General features: G+C 42.8%; 22 protein-coding genes. 8 read left to right on the top strand and 14 right to left on the bottom strand.

Annotation, left to right across the window (positions count from 1 at the left end; genetic code table 11):
- The first annotated feature begins 92 nt into the window (after positions 1–92).
- Together QE404_RS09295 and QE404_RS09290 are read left to right on the top strand one after the other, a co-directional pair.
- A complete protein-coding gene (locus QE404_RS09295; RefSeq protein ID WP_307449704.1) occupies positions 93–452 on the top strand; it encodes a response regulator transcription factor in 360 nt (119 codons plus the stop codon).
- 19 nt (positions 453–471) lie between these two features.
- A complete protein-coding gene (locus QE404_RS09290; protein WP_307449701.1) occupies positions 472–2,979 on the top strand; it encodes a PAS domain-containing sensor histidine kinase in 2,508 nt (835 codons plus the stop codon).
- A gap of 660 nt (positions 2,980–3,639) precedes the next feature.
- Here QE404_RS09290 and QE404_RS09285 read toward each other — a convergent pair.
- Together QE404_RS09285 and QE404_RS09280 are read right to left on the bottom strand one after the other, a co-directional pair.
- Positions 3,640–4,599, bottom strand: a complete 960-nt coding sequence (locus QE404_RS09285; protein WP_307449698.1) for a bifunctional helix-turn-helix transcriptional regulator/GNAT family N-acetyltransferase — start codon at positions 4,597–4,599, stop codon at positions 3,640–3,642.
- Between the two features lie 148 nt (positions 4,600–4,747).
- Positions 4,748–5,101, bottom strand: a complete 354-nt coding sequence (locus QE404_RS09280; protein ID WP_307449696.1) for a winged helix-turn-helix transcriptional regulator — start codon at positions 5,099–5,101, stop codon at positions 4,748–4,750.
- Positions 5,102–5,221: 120 nt separating this feature from the next.
- On the opposite strand from QE404_RS09280, the gene QE404_RS09275 reads away from it, so the two are divergent.
- A complete protein-coding gene (locus QE404_RS09275; RefSeq protein ID WP_307449694.1) occupies positions 5,222–6,223 on the top strand; it encodes a zinc-dependent alcohol dehydrogenase family protein in 1,002 nt (333 codons plus the stop codon).
- 65 nt (positions 6,224–6,288) lie between these two features.
- Here the strand turns inward: QE404_RS09275 and bla are convergent, their stop codons facing one another.
- The 5 genes from bla to QE404_RS09250 form a co-directional block, all read right to left on the bottom strand.
- A complete protein-coding gene (gene bla / locus QE404_RS09270) occupies positions 6,289–7,047 on the bottom strand; it encodes a subclass B1 metallo-beta-lactamase (RefSeq protein WP_307449691.1) in 759 nt (252 codons plus the stop codon).
- 76 nt (positions 7,048–7,123) lie between these two features.
- A complete protein-coding gene (locus QE404_RS09265; protein WP_307449689.1) occupies positions 7,124–8,329 on the bottom strand; it encodes a serine hydrolase domain-containing protein in 1,206 nt (401 codons plus the stop codon).
- A gap of 126 nt (positions 8,330–8,455) precedes the next feature.
- Entirely contained in the window at positions 8,456–9,238 is a 783-nt protein-coding gene (locus QE404_RS09260) for a hypothetical protein (RefSeq protein WP_307449686.1), read from the bottom strand.
- Positions 9,239–9,274: 36 nt separating this feature from the next.
- Complete coding sequence (locus QE404_RS09255) at positions 9,275–9,901, bottom strand: carboxypeptidase-like regulatory domain-containing protein (protein WP_307449683.1); 627 nt, start codon at positions 9,899–9,901, stop codon at positions 9,275–9,277.
- An 18-nt stretch (positions 9,902–9,919) separates the two neighbouring features.
- Positions 9,920–10,498: a hypothetical protein gene (locus QE404_RS09250; RefSeq protein WP_307449680.1), complete on the bottom strand. Its 579-nt coding sequence runs from the start codon at positions 10,496–10,498 to the stop codon at positions 9,920–9,922.
- 209 nt (positions 10,499–10,707) lie between these two features.
- Between QE404_RS09250 and QE404_RS09245 the strand changes: the two genes are divergently transcribed.
- The 4 genes from QE404_RS09245 (at position 10,708) to QE404_RS09230 (ending at position 14,728) form a co-directional block, all read left to right on the top strand.
- Positions 10,708–12,711 carry a tetratricopeptide repeat-containing sensor histidine kinase gene (locus QE404_RS09245; protein ID WP_307449678.1) on the top strand — a complete coding sequence of 668 codons (2,004 nt, stop codon included), beginning with the start codon at positions 10,708–10,710 and terminating at the stop codon, positions 12,709–12,711.
- Positions 12,704–13,336, top strand: coding sequence for a response regulator (locus QE404_RS09240; protein ID WP_307449675.1), 633 nt, complete (start codon positions 12,704–12,706; stop codon positions 13,334–13,336). Before QE404_RS09245 ends, QE404_RS09240 begins: the two co-directional genes overlap by 8 nt.
- Before the next feature lie 107 nt (positions 13,337–13,443).
- A complete protein-coding gene (locus QE404_RS09235; protein ID WP_307449672.1) occupies positions 13,444–13,806 on the top strand; it encodes a VOC family protein in 363 nt (120 codons plus the stop codon).
- Positions 13,807–13,834: 28 nt separating this feature from the next.
- Positions 13,835–14,728, top strand: coding sequence for a GNAT family N-acetyltransferase (locus QE404_RS09230; RefSeq protein ID WP_307449669.1), 894 nt, complete (start codon positions 13,835–13,837; stop codon positions 14,726–14,728).
- 5 nt (positions 14,729–14,733) lie between these two features.
- Here the strand turns inward: QE404_RS09230 and QE404_RS09225 are convergent, their stop codons facing one another.
- From QE404_RS09225 to QE404_RS09195, 7 genes are all read right to left on the bottom strand, one after another.
- Positions 14,734–15,414, bottom strand: coding sequence for an MBL fold metallo-hydrolase (locus tag QE404_RS09225; RefSeq protein ID WP_307449666.1), 681 nt, complete (start codon positions 15,412–15,414; stop codon positions 14,734–14,736).
- A gap of 57 nt (positions 15,415–15,471) precedes the next feature.
- Positions 15,472–16,083, bottom strand: coding sequence for a Crp/Fnr family transcriptional regulator (locus QE404_RS09220; RefSeq protein ID WP_307449663.1), 612 nt, complete (start codon positions 16,081–16,083; stop codon positions 15,472–15,474).
- 35 nt (positions 16,084–16,118) lie between these two features.
- On the bottom strand, positions 16,119–16,721 hold the full coding sequence (locus tag QE404_RS09215) for a DNA alkylation repair protein (protein ID WP_307449660.1): 603 nt from the start codon (positions 16,719–16,721) through the stop codon (positions 16,119–16,121).
- Positions 16,722–16,756: 35 nt separating this feature from the next.
- The gene (locus QE404_RS09210) at positions 16,757–17,206 is read right to left on the bottom strand and encodes a GNAT family N-acetyltransferase (protein WP_307449657.1); all 450 of its coding nucleotides are present in this window, start codon (positions 17,204–17,206) and stop codon (positions 16,757–16,759) included.
- Between the two features lie 85 nt (positions 17,207–17,291).
- Entirely contained in the window at positions 17,292–17,945 is a 654-nt protein-coding gene (locus QE404_RS09205) for a hypothetical protein (protein WP_307449654.1), read from the bottom strand.
- 179 nt (positions 17,946–18,124) lie between these two features.
- The gene (locus QE404_RS09200) at positions 18,125–18,595 is read right to left on the bottom strand and encodes a Crp/Fnr family transcriptional regulator (protein WP_307449651.1); all 471 of its coding nucleotides are present in this window, start codon (positions 18,593–18,595) and stop codon (positions 18,125–18,127) included.
- A gap of 99 nt (positions 18,596–18,694) precedes the next feature.
- The gene (locus QE404_RS09195; protein WP_307449648.1) at positions 18,695–19,075 is read right to left on the bottom strand and encodes a hypothetical protein; all 381 of its coding nucleotides are present in this window, start codon (positions 19,073–19,075) and stop codon (positions 18,695–18,697) included.
- Positions 19,076–19,378: 303 nt separating this feature from the next.
- Between QE404_RS09195 and QE404_RS09190 the strand changes: the two genes are divergently transcribed.
- Positions 19,379–20,521: an efflux RND transporter periplasmic adaptor subunit gene (locus QE404_RS09190; protein ID WP_307449645.1), complete on the top strand. Its 1,143-nt coding sequence runs from the start codon at positions 19,379–19,381 to the stop codon at positions 20,519–20,521.
- Positions 20,522–20,525: the final 4 nt, after the last annotated feature.

The following is a 20,525-nucleotide window of genomic DNA, read 5'->3' as shown; positions in this document are numbered from 1 at the left end:
TAAAGCCGAGCCACGTATCTGTTTGATTATATACATTAAGAATCTAAGGTATATAAATGCTTTAGAATGTGCTAAAGTTTACTGTTAAATGAATGAATAAGAACATTTGTGTCCTTGAGGACAGTGAAGATATCCTGGAGCTTATCCATATGGTTTTGGAGCAGGATTATCAGGTTTATGGTTTTCCTACGGTATCTGAATTCATGGCCGGACATTCGGAAGCAAACCCCGATTTATTCCTGCTTGATGTTATGTTACCGGACGGCAATGGCATTGAAGTATGCAATATCCTTAAAAAAAATGATGCATCAAAGCATATCCCGGTCATTATTATGACGGCCAATGCCGGGATCGAAAGTATGAAACAGCTGTGTTCAGCAGATGATTTTGTCTCAAAGCCTTTCGATATTGATGATCTGATCAACAGAATTGCCGTTCAGATTCAGAATTAACCAACGCTCCGTATCTATTATGTATCGTCCTACCAGACTGGAAAACACAGACCTCTTAAATATTCTCTGCCTTCATGCCGAACATCCGGTAGCGGTTTATACCGGTGAGGAAATCCGTATTGAACTGGCCAATCCTGCCATGCTGGCTGCCTGGGGCAAACCCGGGTCTGTGGTTGGGCTCACCCTGTCCGAAGCATTGCCGGAGATTTCAAATCAGCCTTTCGTAGGCATGCTTAAGGAAGTATGGAATACCGGGGTTGATAATATTGGAAAAGCCATCCCGGCAGAGTTGATGGTAGGTGGGAAACTTCAGTTGTTTTATTTTGATTATTCCTATGTTGCTGTTAAAAATGAAGAAGGAGCAGTGTATGCCATTTATCATACTGCAAAAGATGTCACCCAGGAAGTGCTTGATCAGGAAGAACTTCAGGTCGCGAGAAAACGCGAGGAACTTCTGGAAATAGAACAGACACTGAATGAGGAGCTTGCGGCAGCCAATGAAGAACTTCAGGCAACCAATGAGGAGCTTCATGCTACTCAGGAAAGTCTCAATGTTCTAAATCAGGAATTTGAGGCCAGGGTAGCCAAGCGTACGTCAGCACTTTCCCACTCAGAAAGCCGCCTGCGTTTCCTTTTATCGGATGCACCTATTGCCATAGCCGTTTTCCAAGGCAGGGAGCTCATCATAGAGTCGGCCAATAAAAAAGTGCTTGAAGTGTGGGGCAAATCGGAAGATGTTATAGGGTTGCCTCTGCATATCGCAGTTCCGGAACTTATCGGGCAGGAGTTTCTACAGATTCTGGATCATGTTTATATCAGCGGAAAAGCCTGGTACGGTAATGAGGTGAAAGCTTTTTTGAAACAGAAGGGGAAAATCGAGGAAGTCTATTGTAATTTTGTTTACCAGCCCCTCAAGGATGAGCTCGGGAAAGTCAATGGGATCATGCTTACAGCAGGCATAGTGACAGAACAGGTGCTGTCCAGAAATAAAATTCAGCTGCTGAATGAAGAGCTGCTTGCCATAAATGAGGAATTAAACAAATCCCAGGAACTTCTGCTGGCTTCAAATACAGATTTAAAAATCAGTGAGAACAGGCTTAATAATATCCTGAGCAATCTTCACGCACCGGTAGTAGTGTTAACAGGCCCAGACCATGTTATTTCCACCGTCAACCAGGCATTGCTCAAATTCTGGGATCGTAATAAGGAGGAAGTATTAGACAGGCCAATGCTTGAAGTATTCCCGGAACTTAAAAACCAGATTTTCCCATCGCTATGGAAAAAGGTGCTTGAAGAAGGATCAATGCTTCAAAAGCGCGAGCAGCAGGTGATATTCAAGGATAAGAAGACCGGTGGCGACCGGGTGTTATATGTAGATTACTTCTACCAGCCGATGACTGATCTCAGCGGGCGGATCACCGCTGTACTTGCCACGGTACTGGACGTAACTGAAAAGGTCAGGTCAAGGAAAATCGTTGAAGAGGCCGAAGCCAAACTCAGGCTTGCGATTGAGTCCTCTGAGCTTGGAACCTGGTTTATTGATGCAGAAAGTAATACCCTTACGGCATCTGAGAGGCTTAAGGAAATATTCGGCTTTTATTCTGATGAGGAAATGCCAATGGAGGCTGCGCTTGGGCAGATCACCCCGGAATTCAGGGAAAGTGTTACTGCTGAATTGCGCGAAGCATTGAAGTCAGGCGGTAATATAGACATGGAGTATTCCATTAAAGGGTACAGGGACGGCAATATCCGTTGGGTGCGCTCTACCGGCAAACTTTATAGCGGGGACATTTTTACCAAAGCCAATTTTTCAGGTACCATACAGGATATCACCCAGAAAAAACTGGAAGAGCAGCGTAAAGATGATTTCCTGAGTATTGCCAGCCACGAACTGAAAACACCGATTACCACCCTGAAAGGTTCGCTGCAGCTTCTAAGCCGTTACCGTGATAATATGCTTCATCCGATGGTTGTAAAACTGGTAGATCAGGCCAATGCCAGTGTAACGAAAATTACGGGGCTTATTGATGACCTCCTTAATACCACACGCACCAACGAAGGTCAGTTATTTCTCAACTACAGGTCCTTTAACCTCTACGAAATGCTTGAAACCTGTTGCAGCCACATCCGTATGAGGGAAAAGTACCGTTTGATTTTACATGGCAATAAAGACCTGTACATTGAAGCCGATGAAGCGCGTATTGATCAGGTAGTGGTCAACTTTGTGAATAATGCCGTTAAATATGCGCCTGATCAGCGTGAGATCCATCTTTCTGTGGAAGAATCAGGCGGCATGGTAAAGGTCTCCGTAAGAGATTTCGGACCGGGAATCCCGGCTGACAAAATTCCATATCTTTTTGACCGTTATTACCGTGTGGATTATTCCGGAGTACAGTATTCAGGGCTTGGGCTCGGGCTGTACATCAGTGCCGAAATCATTAAAAAGCACCATGGTCAAATAGGGGTCGACAGTGAACTGGGAAAAGGAAGTACTTTCTGGTTTACTTTACCGGTGCGCAAAGTATGATGCTGCGCCTTAGGCTTTCAATTTACTTTTAATATTTTTAGTAAACTCTGTCAGTTCGAGTGCGGAACGAAGTGGAGTGTATCGAGAACTTGTTGAAAAGAAGTATTCTTTTGTATGTTAATCACTGGTTCTCGATACATTTTTCTTCGTTTTACTACGAAAAACACTCGAACAGACGGCGCCGCACTTACCGATATATAATCGATTCTTCGTCAGTTTGAGTGCGGAACGAAGTAGAGCGTATCGAGAACTTGTTGAGTAGAGGCATTCTTTTGTATGTTAATCACTGGTTCTCGATACATTTTTCTTCGTTTCACTACGAAAAACACTCTAAAAGACGGGGCCGCATTGTTTATCAGAGATTAATTTCCGTCTCCGTCAGTTCGAGTGCGGAACGAAGTGGAGTGTATCGAGAACTTGTTGAAAAGAAGTATTCTTTTGTATGTTCATCACCGGTTCTCGATACATTTTTCTCCGTTTTACTACAAAAAACACTCGAACAGACGGTACTGCACTTACCGATATATAATCGATTCTTCGTCAGTTAGAGTTCGGAACACAGCGGAGCGTATCGAGAATTTGTTGTGAGTAGTAATCTTCCTTTCTTTGATAATCACCTGGATCCCAATACGCAATTATTGCATCTTTCCGAAAAAGCACTTACACTTTAAGATTCAGTTCCATCTGAATGTTGCAGCGCTGATAAGGCGTAGGCCTTCCGGAAATCTTCTGAAAGCCCAGCTTATAATATAGGCTTATGGCCGGTTTCAGGATGGTATTGCTTTCCAGGTAGATCTTTGATGCACCCGATGCTCTTGCTGCGTCTATGACTTTTTGCCCTAGCAGATAGCCTATATTTTTACCCTGGGCTTTGGGTGAAACTGCCATTTTAGCCATTTCAAAATCATATTCAGGATCATCCATCTTAATCAGGGCACAGACACCCACCGGTTCATTCTGGTAGAGGGCTACAAATATTTTCCCTCCCTGGTCCAGGATGTATTCCTCAGGGTGATCCAGAGCCTTATAATCTGCCTCTTCCATTTCAAAATAATTGGATATCCATTCTTCGTTCAGCGATCTGAATGCATTCTGGTATTGTGTGGAATACGGTACAATCTGAACATCCCGGCTCTCACGGATCTTTTTCTGTTCCTGCACTCTTTTGTAAAGCGGTTTCTGTTCCAGCAGGTGTTCCCATTCTGCAATGGCTTCCCAAAGGTTGTGTGCTGTTTCCTGTTCAATTTGCCTGATTGCGGCTTCTATATCTGCACATTGGCCTTCGATCATCCGTTTGGCAATTGCCTTTCCTTCATCGGTAAGTCCGGCAACATTCCGCCGTTTGTCTGTGGAAAGAAGGTTGTTTTCAACCAGTCCTGCTTTGGTCATTTCTTTGATGATCTGTGTCACCGAAGGTTGTGAGTGTCCGATCTCTTCTGCTATTTCCGTAATGGTTTTCGGACCTTCTTCAGAGAGAATAAAAAATACGGGAAACCATTTAGGCAAAAATGTTACTTTGTACAGTTCATAAATCTTGGAAGAATCCTCCGTAACTTTTGCCGTCAGTAAGCGTAACCTGCTTCCCAACGCCATCTTACCGGTTTTATTGAAAAAATCCATTTTAAAATAATTAATTATATAATTAGTTATGTAAATGTATGAACAAAATTTATTTCGACCAATAGTATAAAACAAATTTTAAGTTAAATTTATTTGGTTATTATTAAGATGTTAAAAATCACGGTTTTAAATTTATGATGCTATTAAACTATTGACATGTAATTCCATTCATTTTTTCTTTCTCAATCTGCCGGTCTCCCCATTGCTTAAGATGTTCAATAAAAGGAATCAGTTCACGTCCCGTTTCTGTAAGGCTGTATTCTACTTTGGGCGGGACTTCATGGTAGACTTTACGTGATAATAACATATCATTTTCCAGTTCGCGCAATGTCTGCGTCAGCATTTTTGGAGTGACATCTGTAAGTATCCTGCGCAGTTCACCGTAGCGCATGATGTTGTTAAGATGAAGGTAATAGATGATCCTTCCTTTGTATTTCCCACCGATTCTTTTGAAGGCGTAATCTACAGAGCACACCGGCTCATCAGCAAATTTTGTTTTCATTGTAAATTTTTCTCATTGATAATCAGCATTAGTATGCTTTAGGTATGTAGGATACCAAAAAGTGCATACTTGACTCAAATATACTGATAAAATAAATTTGTGTCAATAAAACAAGACGTTATGAGAGCAATTAAAGTAAACAACGGATATGGATTGGATCAGATCGAAATTACTGATTATCCTGTTCCTGAAGTAGGAGCAGACGAAGTGCTGGTAAAGGTGAATGCCATTTCTCTGAATCAGCTCGATATCATGGTTGCGGAAGGGATATTCGGAACTCCGCTGCCGCACATTCTGGGGTCTGATGCTTCAGGCGTGGTAGTACAGGTTGGACATTCTGTAAAGCACTTTGCCGTAGGTGACCGTATCTGTACCCACTTTATTCAGGACTGGCAGGATGGTGACCTTAAAGCTGAGTACCTTAAAAGCAGGTTGGGAACGGATGTAAATGGCGTGTTTTCAGAATATATCTGCCTTAGTGAGCGGGCTCTGGTTAAAATTCCAGACCACATGAGCTTCACAGAAGCATCGACACTACCTATTGCAGCTCTTGTTGCCTGGGAAGCTGTAGTGAACACAGTCGGCATCAAACCGGGCCAGAGCTTATTGGTACAGGGAACCGGCGGGGCTTCTGTTTTTGCTTTACAGATAGCGAAAATGATAGGTGCTAAAGTAATCATCACTTCAGGATCAGATGAAAAGCTTGAAGTTGCCCGGAAACTCGGTGCAGATATCACAGTCAACTACCGGCGGTACCCGGAATGGCAGCATCGGATCCTTGAGCTGACTGATGGGGAAGGTGCAGATGTTGCCGTAGAGATGTCCTGGGCTGAGCTGAATAAAACTGCTGAAGTCGTAAAACTGAATGGTAAAATTGCTGTAGTCGGGTTGCTGGGAGGTCAGTTTGCAGAATTATCTGCTTTTCCGGTGCTCCAGAAAAGCCTGACTATTCATGGGGTTCAGGTGGGTTCCAGAACATCGTTTGAAGATATGATCCGTGCATTTGGCGTGAATGCCATCAGACCTTATATAGACCGGGTATTTCCTGTCGAAGATATTGCTGAAGCTATGAAATATTTCAGGAACGGAAAGCATATCGGTAAAGTGGTACTTACTTTTTAACCTTGAAAGGCTGTCCGGATACGACAGCCTTATTCTATGTTACAAAAAGAAGTCCTAGGTCAGCCTTATTTATTTTTAAACAAGAGAATGGTATAGTCAAGAAGTCTTTGGTCTCCGTAATCTCCATGGCCCGGAATTACTATTTTTACGTTAGGATATTGTTTCTTAACTTTTTCAACTGTAGCTGACCATTCGGAGGTATTGGAGTCTCCCAGATATCCTTTGTCGGCATCCATCTCTTTGATCAGGCATCCTCCGAACATGATATTTTCCTCCGGAAAGTACCCTACCACATTGTCTCTGGTGTGTCCCTCACCGAAAAATCTGGCCGTAGCATATCCTTGTCCCACCTTAAGTCTGAGCGAATCCGAAAAAGCATGCTCCGGGACTGTATAATGATTTTTTCTGGCCAGCCTGATGGTTTCCGTATAGGCATAAGATGGGATCTTATGATTATGAAATGCCTGAAGCCCTCCTAGGCAGTCATTGTGGAAATGAGTCGGAACAATGGCAGTGATAGAACAGTGAAGCTTCTCCTGAACCCATCTGATCAGTTCTTCAGAATCTTTATCATGGACAGGCGTATCGAAAATAACGATCTCTTTGCCGTTTCTTACCATAAGTCCATTACAGGGTACATTCCCGAAGTCATCGGTCTGCAAAAAAGAAGTGTGCTCAAAAGTGTTTTTGGATATCTGTGTGATGACCAGATGATCAGAACGGTAGATAACAGAAGGTTTAAAAACTTGATTTTTCTGCGGATGGCAGCCTGATTGCAGCCATAAAAATAAAATGATGGCCAATGCATTAAAAATAGACTTCATAGATCATATAGGATTGATTGATACGGAATGTTCATAACTTACTTGAATCCATGCCTTGATTACCCTATAAACAGGATTATCGTGGATGCTTTTTTGGAGAGTGTTCACTGTTTTTAATTTTCAGCCCCAATTCGTAAAGCGCGTCGTAGAGATTGAAAAAAACGTCTTCTTCCTTTTCACTAAGTGAAGTATTGGCAAAAAGGATGACTGCAATTTCCTGGTTAAGATCAGAAAGCATAAAAGTTCTTACACCGGGATCAGAACCGTTATGGCCGATACGTTTTCCGCCCATTTTGGTCGCCCAGAAAATACCTGAATTTAATTTATCCGGGTTAACGTTATCCGGCTTATGGTCTCCTGTAAACTGAAACCTGAGCATCTCCCTGATATCCTTTTCCCTGAATAGCTGTTTTCCTTTATAAGAACCGTTTTGAAGAAGCAAGATAAAAAAACGCGATAAATCATCAACGGAAGTCCTTACGCCGCCGTCCGGATAAGTAACGCATCCATATAAAGGAATCTGCTTTATCGTACTGCTGTCCTTTGAATAAAGCCTGGTATGGGATTTCAGGTCAACCTCCGAAAGAAACCATCCGGTACGGGCCATTCCCAGCGGTTTAAAAATATATTTCCTGCTGTATTGATTCAGCTTCATTCCTGTCCGCAGTTCTACGATATAACCGGCCAATCCAGCTCCGATATTGGAGTATTCCCGGTATGTACCCGGTTCATGATCGATGAAGTTTTCCCTGCTGTAATATTTCCCGCCCGGAACAAAATAGTTTTTCAGGAAATCGCTTAAGGGCAGCTCAGCATCCTTGCCGTAGGTATACAGGCTGTCTGTATACAATGGATACCTGTCGGCAAGCCCCGAAGTATGGGTGGCTAAGTTCCGCAGGGTGATTTTAGAATCGGGATGATAAGGATTGATTATTTTAAACGGCAAATATGTATTGATATCTTCATCCAGCGAAACTTTTCCCTGTTCCACCGCTTTCATGATGCAGGCTCCTGTAATGGTCTTCGATACCGAAGCAATATTCATCAGGGTACTGGTCGTAAAAGGAATGCGATTTTCCCGGTCGGAAAAGCCATAGCCTTTTTTCCAGGCTACTTTTTTGTCAACGATCACAGCGGCACTCAGTCCCACAATGCCGGTACGGTTCATTTCCGTTGTGATGATGCTGTCTATATCATAACCTTTTGTTCCGGTTACTGTGGTTTGTGCACTGATATGGCTCATCATCAGAACCCCTACCGTTATCTGGAAAATTTTATTCATAAAAATCAATATAAAAATCCGTTTTACAAAACTAGCAAAACGGATTCGATAATTATCTCATCATGATTGGTTTTGGGGTGGACTTTCGTCCGTATAATGTATTAGCATTCAACCAGGTTTGTGTTTTTACTGATTGAATCCGGCTATTTTGATGTTGCTCAGAAATACCTTTGCTCCGTTACTGTACTGCCATGGGGCAGAAATATAAAAGTTCTTTCCTGCTGAAGGAGCAAAGAAAATCCCGTCAGCAATTTTCCTGTTGCCCAGGTATACGATCATCCTTTGGCCGTTTACTTCAAGATTTATATGCATAACGGTATTGAGGTAAGGTTCAAGGTCAAACGTATTGTTGGCAAATTTTTCAGGATTTTTGCTTCCTGTATTCACCATATTGGCATCATAATACTGAAGTTCCACATAGGCTCCGGAATTGCTGGTATATTCCTTCGTACTGTTGTCCGACGCAAAACCGAATGACAGCGGAGCGATATCTTTTATCTGATCACCCGTTGCCAGAAGATCGAAAGTGACCGTGAAATGTTCCGGATAGGGTATTGCTTTGGTAAGTTTGTAGACAGCTTTGTCTTCAATAGGCATCCATTTTCCGGAATGCCCCTTCAGCCCGGTTACCGCAGCCAGTCCGTTGCTTTTAATGGTACTTACGGTAGCTCCTGCAGTATAGCCTGAAAAATCTTCAGAAAAAAGGGGCATATTTCCCGGGATGAAAGGGGCTGATGCTTCAGCTTCTACCGCCTGGGTACTGTTTTTTTTAGGCATCACTTTATTTACGGCCTTTTCTGTTTTTTCTTTGGCTTTCTGCCATAATGTTCCCAGTTGTGCCTGTGAATACAGCGATGCAAACATCAGTAACAAGAAGACAGAACGGTTAGACAACTTTGCATGTAGCATATATCAATTGATTTGGTGGTAATGAATATGTGTTTTTTAATGAAGCTTCACTTTTACAATTTCACCGTTTTCCTTAACCTCAACGAAGGCCTCGATCCGGTCTTCATGGTTAACGCTGTACTGTTTAAGATCATAATAATTAGTGCGGTTATAACCGTCGGACGCAGTTCCTGTATATTCATGGTAATACTTATTTTCTGTGTAGGGCAGGAAACCCTGAAGAAAATATGTTCCAGGCTTCATTTCAGGAAAGGTAAATTCCCCGCTGCTGTTGGTAATCGCTTCCAGCCTGTATCGGTAGGCATCGTTGGAAAGATATACGTAACGTCTTTTCCTTGTATTTTCTTTTTCTTTCCTGAGCTGGTACCATGCATTGAAATACGGGGTCACCGGCAGAAGGACCACCCTGATCTGGTTGGCTAAGATACGATCACCAAGAAGTGGTTTTATTCCCCATCCATTTTTTTGCTTGGTAAATGCTACTCCTTTAATGGTTGCACTTCCTCTGGCCAGCATCTTCTTAGCCTGAAGGGAATCAAATGAAACCTGCGGATAGAAAACTTCCTGTTTGTCTTTTTTTTCAGGCTCCCTGTATTGGGCAGCCACAGCCACCGGAAATACAGTACCGGCCGCTATCATCAGAGTTAAAAATGTGTTTTTCATAATTTTTTGCAATTTGTTTTACGGATTGATCATGGTGTCGTAAGGAAGGTTAAAAGATCCTTCAGTAACATTGACAACATCACCATTGATAGACCTTAACTTTCCTGATAATGTGCCTCTGATACCCTCTTTGCTTATCGTTTCTATGTTGACGCTGAATACATCATCGCCATAAGATGTACTGTATACAAGAGTCTCTTCTTTTGTTTGAATGGCATAGCGTGCAATCATTCCCTCTTCAGCCGGAGTGGTGTAGGTCCCTGCACTAATATTGCCACCAATTCTCCATATTTCAAAATCAAGAGACGGGGAGGGCAGGCTGCCGTCTGTAGGGTAAGAGTTCTCATATCCCCCGATAACAATATGTTCCCAACGGTTGTCATCTCCTCCGCCCTGGAATTTGGCATTATGAAAATTTACCTTTCTTCCGTCAATGGCTGCCCGGAAATAATAATTGCCAGAATCTCCCGCGGTATCATCATCTTTAGAACAGGAAATCATTCCGGATCCTAAGAAGGTTAGGCTCAGAAAAATACCCAGTACGGAAAGCCGGAGCCTATATTCCGTCAGGACTTTTTTCAGGATTGAGGAATTCATATTTTTAAGTGTTAATGAGGTTTAACACAAAGCTAGGGCAAGAAAAACCGATATGAAATACCGGCTTAACGGTATTTTTTTTCTACTGATTTTTAAGTAGTTTTTTACACAAATTAATGAAAATGAAGCATCATGAAGATTTTTGCCGCATATTTACATCTGATAATAAAAGAGAGACGATCGTCTTTTTTAAATATTGATGCGAGAAAATGAAAAATTATTATTGGATTCTGATGTTCTTTTGGCTTCCTGTGCGATTAATGGCGCAGCAGCAGATTCCATTGGATGAAATAAAGTATCTTGACAGTCTGCAGAACATCTTATGGTCTGAAAAGCCGGATACCCTTAAGGCTGATGCCTGCTTTGCACTGGTGGATTACTGGAAATTCAGGGATACCGTAAAAAGCAGGGCGAACCTGGTAGCAGGCAAAAAGCTGGCACAGAAGTATCCCTATTACCGCGCTGTCATTCCTTTTTACGAAGGTCAGTATTATTTCAGCTCAGATCCTGCAAAGGCTTCTGCAGCATTTAAAAAATCCATACAGGAACTGGCTTCTTTCCATGATAAAAGAGCATATGAAAAACTGGCTTCTGCCTGGTACAATTATGCTCTCATGAATAAAGATGAGAAAGGATACGATTTCATTACCGGAATTACCATCGGAAAAGCAATTCCTTATGCTGAAAAAGCCGGTAATCCGGTGATGAAGGGACACTTTTATACCCAGCTCGCTACCATATTAATGAACAATGCCCAATTTGGTAAAGCGTCAGATTATAATCAGAAAGCTGTTGAACTGCTTGAAAAAACAGCCCCTGCATCCAGTACCCTTCTTTTTGCTTATCTGAGCGGTGTAAGCATATACTGTTATACTGCACAGGGTGAAAAGGCGCTGACGATGTTGCAGAAAGCAAAAAAACTACTTCTGCCGTATCCGAATTCGATCAACAACACCCTTTATTATTACAATGAAACATTGTATTATACAACGATCAATGCATTGGACAAAGCGTTGAAAAGCGCTGATCTGGGGATTGCTCTGGCAGAGAAATTCCATCAGAACCAGCTGCACCAGCAGCTTGTATTCAGGAAGTACAATATCTACAGCCAACAGAAAAATTTTAAGGATGCAAGAAAAATCCTGATGGATATTGTAAAAGACCGGACGTTAATGCGCAATAGCCTGGATAAGGCAATGATTTATGGTGAACTTGCCAAAACCAATGAGCAGCTTAAAGATTATCAGTCGGCATACCAATGGCTGAACCTGCAACGGAAGATAACAGACAGCATCAATAGCAGCGAAAGCAAACTGAAAATCAACGAGCTGGAAACCAAATACCGTACAGCCCAAAGCCGCCAGAAAATTGCCGCTTTACAGGCCCAAAACCGTCAGGCAGCCCTAAATACCAAAAATGAGCGGCTGTACAGAGGTATTCTGAGCATTGGATGCCTCCTGCTTTTTGCCGTATTGGGATTTGCGATCCTCAGTGCCCGGAATAAGCGCAGGCTTGCCGAACAAAAAGAAATCAATTATCGTCAGCAATTGAGTGAAATGGAGCAGAAACAACAGCTGAAGGTGGCCAAAGCCATGCTGGATGGAGAAGAGCTTGAACGCGAACGTATCGCGCGGGATTTACATGACGGCCTCGGCGGAATGTTGGCCGGAGTAAAGATCAACCTATCCTCATGGGCCGAAGACCAGTCTGATGTATGGGAAGATAAAAAATTCCGGAGGACGGTTGGCCAGCTTGATGAAGCGGTAAGCGAGCTGCGGCGTATTGCCAGGAACATGGTGCCGGATACTCTTTTGAAATTCGGGCTGGAGACAGCACTGAAAGACCTGTGTGAATTTTACATGCGCGACGGACTGGAAATTTCATGTGAATCGTTCGGCATCAGGAAAGATATTCCCCTTAATGTGCAGCTGAATATTTACCGCATCATTCAGGAGCTGATTTCCAATTCCATCCGGCATTCCGGAGCTGCCAATATCCTGATGCAGTGCAGCCAGAACGGATCCACTATTTTTATTACTTTTGAAGATGACGGCTCTGGTTTTGATCCTGATACCCTTAAGGGAGGAAAAGGAATGGGCCTTGACAACCTGAATAACCGGATTGCCTATCTGAAAGGACATCTGGAGATTCTCTCTGCGCCGGATGAGGGAACTACGATTAATATAGAACTTAGCACAACTACAGATGGATAAATTACGCACTGTGATCGTTGATGATCATCCTATTGTGATTGAAGGGCTCAGAAACCTTCTTTCCCATGAAGAAAATATTGACATTGTGGAAGGCTTCTGCAAAGGCCGCGAACTGCTCAGCTATATGAAAGCCCACCGTACAGACCTGGTGCTGCTGGATATCACCCTGCCGGATATTAATGGCATGGATCTTTGCCTGATGATCAAGGAAGTGTCTGAAAATACCCTTATCCTCATCCTCAGCAACCATACGGAGCGGAGCATCATTTTGCAGACCATACAGAACGGAGCCAGTGGCTACCTGCTTAAAAACAGTTCACTTCCTGAACTCAGGAAGTGTATTGAAGAGGCTGTAAAAGGAAATATATGCTACAGCCGTGAGGTCATTGAAATCATCAGCCGTCCATCAAAAAATGTTACTGAAGGACCCCCGAAACTCACACGGCGGGAAAAGCAGATCCTGGCCATGCTTGCTGAAGGGAAAACAAGCCAGATCATAGGTGAAGAGCTTTTCCTCAGCCCGCTGACCATCGATACCCACCGCCGGAACCTGATCCAGAAATTCGCGGTGAAAAATGTCGCAGAGCTAATGATGGCCGCAAGCAGGCTGGGAGTTGTGGGGTGATATCGTTTGATGCGAGGCTACAGGGAACTTCATCCTAACCTTTTTAAATTCTTTATGTGAAGGTAATTCACTACATTCGTGAAGGAAACACATTAATAATAAGAACGATGAATCCTATACAGGTGAAAAGAATTGTTGCTAATATCAAAATAGCAGATACCGCTGCTGCTGAGGTTTTTTATGGTGAAATACTCGGCCTAAAAGTGTTGATGGATCATGGCTGGATTACAACTTATGGTAATAATGAAAAAACAGATGTGCAAGTGAGCTTCGCAACAGAGGGAGGCTCCGGAACGGAAGTCCCGGATCTGTCTGTAGAAGTCAATGATGTGGATGCCGTTTACTATCGGATGAAAGAATCAGGGTTTTCTGTGGAGTACGGACCCGTAGATGAGCCCTGGAAGGTACGGCGGTTTTACGTCCGGGATCCATTCGGGAAACTCATCAATATCCTGCAGCACAAAAATTAGTGATGAGAGCAATCAATACCTTATCCTTATGATAGCCAGAAAAGAAATTTTAACAGACAGGCTTATAATCAATGAGCTTCAGGCGCATGATCATTTATTTATTCTTGAGTTGGTCAATTCTCCCGGATGGCTGGAGTTTATCGGCGACAGAAATATACAGACACCAGATGATGCGGTAGATTATATCGAAAAAATTACAGGCAGCCCCCATATTAAATACTGGACGGTAAGGCTGAAGGCTGATGATCATCCGGCAGGCATTATTACGCTTATTAAAAGGGATTATCTTGAGTATTATGATATCGGATTTGCTTTTCTGCCGGAATACACCGGAGCAGGATATTCCTCAGAAGCTACCAGAGCTGTACTGGAAACACTTCCGGAAGAGGTATTGTCAGATAAAATCGTGGCTGTGACAACTGAAGAGAACAGCCGTTCGGTCAGGCTTCTGGAAAAGCTGAAGTTTACTTTTGAGAGCAGGGTAGAGGCAGATGGAAAAATACTGTTGCAGTATGCTTTAAATACAGATGAGATCCGGATCGGAAAAATCATCCGCTCGTTTTTCAGTCTCTTTGACAATACTTTGCAGGAACCGGATTTCAGGTCGATACATGACATATGCTCTGCTTCTGTGAGCATCATCAGGGCATCCGGTGAGCATGCAGACCTGTATGGACTGGAATCTTTTATTGAGCCCAGGAAAAAAATGCTGACTGACGGTACCTTGCAGCAATTCAGTGAATTTGAAACAGATGAGGAAACCAGGATCAGGGGAAACATAGCGCAGCGTTATTCAAAATACTCCAAAAAAGGGTGGCTTAACGGAGATTATTTTGAAGGCAGCGGCCATAAGTTTTTTCATCTGAGGAAGGATACTGATGGCTGGAAGATTGCGCATGTAATCTGGGAAGATGAAGTTTAACACCACTAAAGATAATATTCACATTTATCTACGAATGTTTCGAATTCCCTGTTCCTGTTATGAAGTACCGGGCCGTGGCCGAAACAGATAATTCTTGGGTTCAGGTGTTTCAGTTTTTTCAGTGAATGTATGTTCGCCTGTCCGTCAGACGTAAAAATACCCGGCGGCAGGTGAAGTCCTGTACAAGTGGTCAGAAGGTTCATGTTGGTTGCTGCATCCCCGATGATCAGGATACCATCCCTTTCCCTGAAGAAAGAAATGTGGCCGGATGAATGTCCGGGTGTTTCAATAACGGTGAAATTGCCAAGAACATCATTTTCCCTAAGAGTCCTCGTTACCGGATGTCCTTTTCCTGCCCAGTATTTTTGCTGGAACCTGGCAATTATATTTCTTTTTGAAGGATAATCCACTGTGGCCAGGCCGGATTCTGCCCTGGAAACTTCCTTTTCATGGCAATACAAAGGTATCCGGAACTCTGTACAGATTACGTCACTGCAACCCTGATGGTCAGGATGGGCATGGGTAAGGGCATGGCTGCCGACCGGGATTTCTTTTAATGCACGGATGATCCTGTGATGCGAATTTTTAATCCCGGAATCTATCAGGACACCTTCAATAATATAACAGTTGATGCCGTTTCTGGGCATCAGAGGAATGTGGAATACGTCTTCAGTGATTTTCTGCATGCTTTTATTTTCTTCAAAAATACTGGGTGCAGCAGCATTATAAAAAGGACATTTGTCCTAAAATGAAGGATTGGATAGTTCCTTGCGTATCCTAGTCAACGTTCTTTGGGTTATGCCCAGATAAGAGGCGAGGTGCTCAACCTTGACTCTCCGGACAATTTCAGGCGAATGCTCCAGAATATGAACGTATTTTTCTTTGGCTGATTGGTTACTGTAATGAATCAGGTAACGCTCCTTTTCACTATATTCCTGTTCGAGCATCACATTTATAACGGACTGCCATGATGGAATTGTCTTTAAAATATCCTGGTAGTTCTGCCGGCTGATCGAAAGCAGATGGCATTTCTCAATGGCCTGGATACTTTTCAACGAGGGCTTATAGAACATAAAACTTTCAAAAGAAGTGACCAGCTGATTTTCAAATTTAAAACAAGTAATATTTTCTTCTCCATCAGGTAATGTTGAAAAGGCTCTTAGAGCCCCTTTACAAACAAATGCAATCTGCCCGCAAACCATCTCCTCCGAAAGGAAAAATTCATCTTTCCTCAACCCAATCGGCCTGAATAAGGATAAGCAAAAACGTACTTCCTGATCATCCAAAATTTCTAACCGGGTTAAAAAATCAGATAACTGACTGTACATATTCTTAATGATATCTTCTTTGAGCATAAATAAAGTATTAAAATTTCTGCTGTTGCCTGAATTCACTTACGCTGGGCCAGTTGATATGTAAAAGCTGTTTTTTTATCCGTCACATCCCAGGAGGCCAATTCAGCCGACACCTCTTTCGGATGCTTTTTGCTGATGTCATGAAGGGCATTTCCTATTGATTTCCTAAGATATTCGCTGTCATCCGACTTATTTGAACTGATCAGTGCAATGGCGATCAGCGGATGCTCTCTGAAATAGGGACGGCTTGTCCAGATCCTCAGTCCTTCTGTAACCGCTCTCTTAACATTGGGATTAGGGTCAGACAGCCATCTTTTTATGACAGTCAGGCTTTCCTCATATCCGGTGGACCGGCAGTAATCATCAAAGGCTTTAGCAAGCATTTCCTGTACCCGCCAGTTCCGGTCGTCTGCAACCCTTGTCTCAAGGATATGAAGTGCTTCCGGATGATTTGGGGAAAGCTGTCCCAAAAGATAAGCAGCCAGCATTCTTACCTGGTAGCTGTCGTCAGCAAGATATTGTAGGGCCAGGTTAAAATGCTGTTCCTGATGATCTGTTAAAACCTGATCCCCGGCTGCTATAATATGTTTAAAGCCATGTTCAATCTGCCTGATGCGGTCAATGATTTTTTCATCCATTGGGCTCTGTTTTTTGAGGATAACTGTTGCTGAACTTATAACTTAATCTGGTAAATTCTTGATTCTTCACCCCATGGATGATACCCCTGTCCAATATAGCTAAAGCCATATTTCTCGTAATACCCCATATGATCCGTACAGAGGTTTAACCTGGCAAAACCTGTTTCTCTTGCGTCGTTTTTAGCTTGTTCAATAAGCAGTCTTCCGTAATTATTCCCTCTATGCTTCTCATCAATGAACATCGCACACAGCCAGGGATACAGGTCCATGCGGCTGATAAAATCGTTGGTAATCAGTCCGGCACAGCCAATTATTTCATTGTCTTTTTCTAACAGGTACCATTGAGGTAATGCCTGTTCTGCATCAATGCAATGGGAGATGCAGTCTTCATAAATGATAGGGGATACTTCGGCCCAGCTGTCCTGAAAGTATTGAATGGCTTTGTCTTTGTAGTCAGGATTTTTTCTTATGGATATGATGTTCATTAAATCATGGGTTAAGATTTATTTGCGGATTAAAATTACGAAAACAAATCTTAAAGAGGAGTGGATCCATATTGATTGATATCATTTACTTTCCTTTCCCGATCAGCAAGCGATAAATAGCCAAGCAGCCCGGAATCATAGGGAGAACTGCGGTCCACATACCCGGGAAATAATACTTACCTGTAGTTTTGAAATAAAAATTAGGCATATTCTGAATTGAGGTGCCATCAATGATTGTGGTTACAGTATGCGGGTCGTGCGGCAGCAGGTCCGGAGCGATCAGCGGGAAAATAAAATGCGTAAACTCTGCCACACCTGGGCCGATAAATATAAACCAGGCTACAAAACCCGCTATAGGAATTTTGTAATACAGTCCGAGCGAAGTCAGGGTGTAGATTACTGGGCCGATAAGGGCAAAGACCATCAGGAAACTTTTTTCACTCCACGGGATCCCGAACAGCCGGCTCATGGCCGGTGCAAACCCCATCAGGTATTCTTCAACAATATGAATCTGGAGTCCGGCAACGGTAAGGATAAACAGCGGCAGGATAATGCCGGGTTCAACAGGCTTTCTCAGATAGGTAAAATACCAGCAAAAGAGGCCGATCAATGCTGATCCCCCAACAATGACAACGGGAGCAAGCCCAATGGATAGGTAGCCCATGACGGGAGCAACAATGGTAAAAATACTTGCGATAAGAAAGCTTAATTTCTGACTGGATGATAAAGGCTTTTTCATAATGGTTTGATTTCCTCCGAAGGTACCTCCCTTATATCATCCTGCATTTATCAAATGATAAAAAACTACTTCATGGCGCGGATCCTGCTCAAGGATACCTGCGTAATGCCCAGGTAAGAAGCCAGATCTGCAAGGCTGATCCGCTGTAAAAGCGCTCCGTTTTCTTTCACGAACTTATGTTAAGCCACATACGCCTTTTCTTCCAGCATGCCACCCATTCTGTCCATCATATTCATGGTGGCCAGTGAAAGAAGCTTTCTGTAAAATGTTTCTATAGAATGATACTTTGTGCAAAAGATTTCCAGGTCATCATGATTAAGGCAGGTAACAACCGTATCTTCAAGTGCCATAACAGAAAATGCAGACGGCTGCTGAAGCACAAAACTGTCAAGGACCGTGAACATATTTCCCTCAGGAAAGAAGCGCATGATGAATTCACGGGTATCCGTGTAAAAAAAGGTTTTTACCAGGCCGGTGTCTATGAAATAGATCCGTTTGCAGACCTTTCCTGCTTCCAGGATCGATTCGCCTTTCCGGTATTGTTTTTCACACAGCTTGGAAGCCATAATGTCTTTTACTTCCTGTTCCAGATGAGAAAGGGAGGAGACAAAATTGAGAAAGTCTGCTTTCAAATTTTCATGGCTGCTCATACACTGAATGTAAATTGCTTATTTAATGCCATTGTAAGATTGATTAGCTTAATTATGAAGGAATTAAGGCTAAAATTTATATAAATCTGCAACCATCAGTTATTGCTTATTAACACTCCACGTGCCATTGCTGTTCCCCATTTTCCAGGTTCCGGTGTGGGTTTCCATATTTCCGTACAGAGTAAATCCGGACTTGGGTGATGAAGTAACCTGAAGGCTTGCCCCGGAGAAAATGTCTGTATAATACCTATCCTCCACACCGTTGGAAGACCGGATCACTTCTACGGATCCGCTTTTTTTAATGTCAAGGATCAGGCTCCCGCTTTCATCTCCGCTGTAGTTGCCTACCCACCTTCCCATATAAGCGGATGTCTGGGCTTCCTGTTCCTTCTTTAACTGCATATTATCAATAATCTGCTCACAGGAATTAAAGATCATTACAGTCAATGCACTTAGAAAAAGTAGTTTTATAGGCTTCATGGCTTAAAAATTTTATTGTGTTACCGTGTTAAAACGCGGTTTTATTTTGTGGTTAAAGTAATAAAATATTCTTATACAGTTGAAATAGAAGATGAAATTTTGATCAAAATTTGTTTACAGGATATGATTTTGTTGAAAGTGCTGATAGACAAGCTGATGATCAGTTTTTATTTTTGAGTAATCTATATAGTTTTAAACCGATCATCCTGCATTTCACCTCTCAATTTCTACACTTCAGGCACAAAAAACGACTGCAGGATACATCTGTGTTTACTTTTGTCCTGAATTTCAAGAAAAGCAGAAATGAAGCACATCAGAAACTATAGCATCCTGAATACAGCGTTTTGTATAGTCATTTTACTACTGGTCCAAAGCTGTAAAGATGGAAACCTGAACAATCAGGCCATGCAGGCAGAAGCTGTACAGGCAGAAGTGCTTATGTTGCATCCCGGAGAAGCAGTAGTAGAGCAGGCTTTTCCGGCCAGTATACAGGGGAAAGAAAATGTTCAGCTGCGGCCCCAGATCAGTGGGTATATCGATAAAATATATGCAGATGAAGGAGCTTTTGTAAAAGCCGGGCAGCCTCTGTTCAGGATTAACGCCAATGTGTACCAGGAGCAGAAAAATACGGCTATTGCCGCGTTAGGAATGGCAAAATCACAGCTTGCCTCTGCAAGACTGGAACTGGATAAATATAAAGTCCTGAGTGAAAATAAAGTGGTGGCAGATTTTCAGTATCGTAAAGCTAAAACCAATTATGAAAATGCACTGGCTGCAGTAAAACAGCAGCAGGCCCTTGTTGCATCTGCTGATCTCAATTTAGGTTTCTCTGTCATTAAAGCACCTGTCAGCGGCTACATCGGCAGAATCCCCAACAGGATCGGTGCACTGGTAAGCCCTAATGATACGCAGGCCTTAACAACCCTTTCACAAGTCAGTGAGATTTACGTGTATTTTTCCCTTCCTGAAAAAGAAATCCTGAACATCAATGCGTCCCGTCCGGGAAAAACCTTAATTGAGAAACTGAAAAGTTTTCAGGATATCACTTTATTGCTTGCTGACGGTAAGCCGTACACCCATACCGGAAAAATTGATATGATGGACGGGCAATTCGATCCGAATACCGGTTCAGTGTCGCTGCGGGCATCATTCCCGAATCCGGAAGGATTACTCCGTAACGGAAATACCGGCCGTATCGTGCTGAGGACTAACGAACAGAATGTTTATAAAATTCCGCTTTTGGCAACTTATGAAGTCCAGGATAAGATATTTATAGGGTTGGTCAACCGTCAGAACAAAGTGATAAGACTTGCGTTGAAAGACTATATCCGGTCAGGTAATTTTTATCTGCTCAGATCCGGCTTTAAACCCGGAGACCGCATCATTGCCAACGAGCTGGCTTCTATTCCTGAAAATTCGGTCATCAATCCAAAAGCTTTCAAGTAAACTG

Origin of the sequence: Chryseobacterium camelliae, from assembly GCF_030818575.1 — a bacterium.
Lineage (GTDB): Bacteria > Bacteroidota > Bacteroidia > Flavobacteriales > Weeksellaceae > Chryseobacterium > Chryseobacterium camelliae_A.
This window is presented reverse-complemented; position numbering and strand designations above follow the sequence as displayed.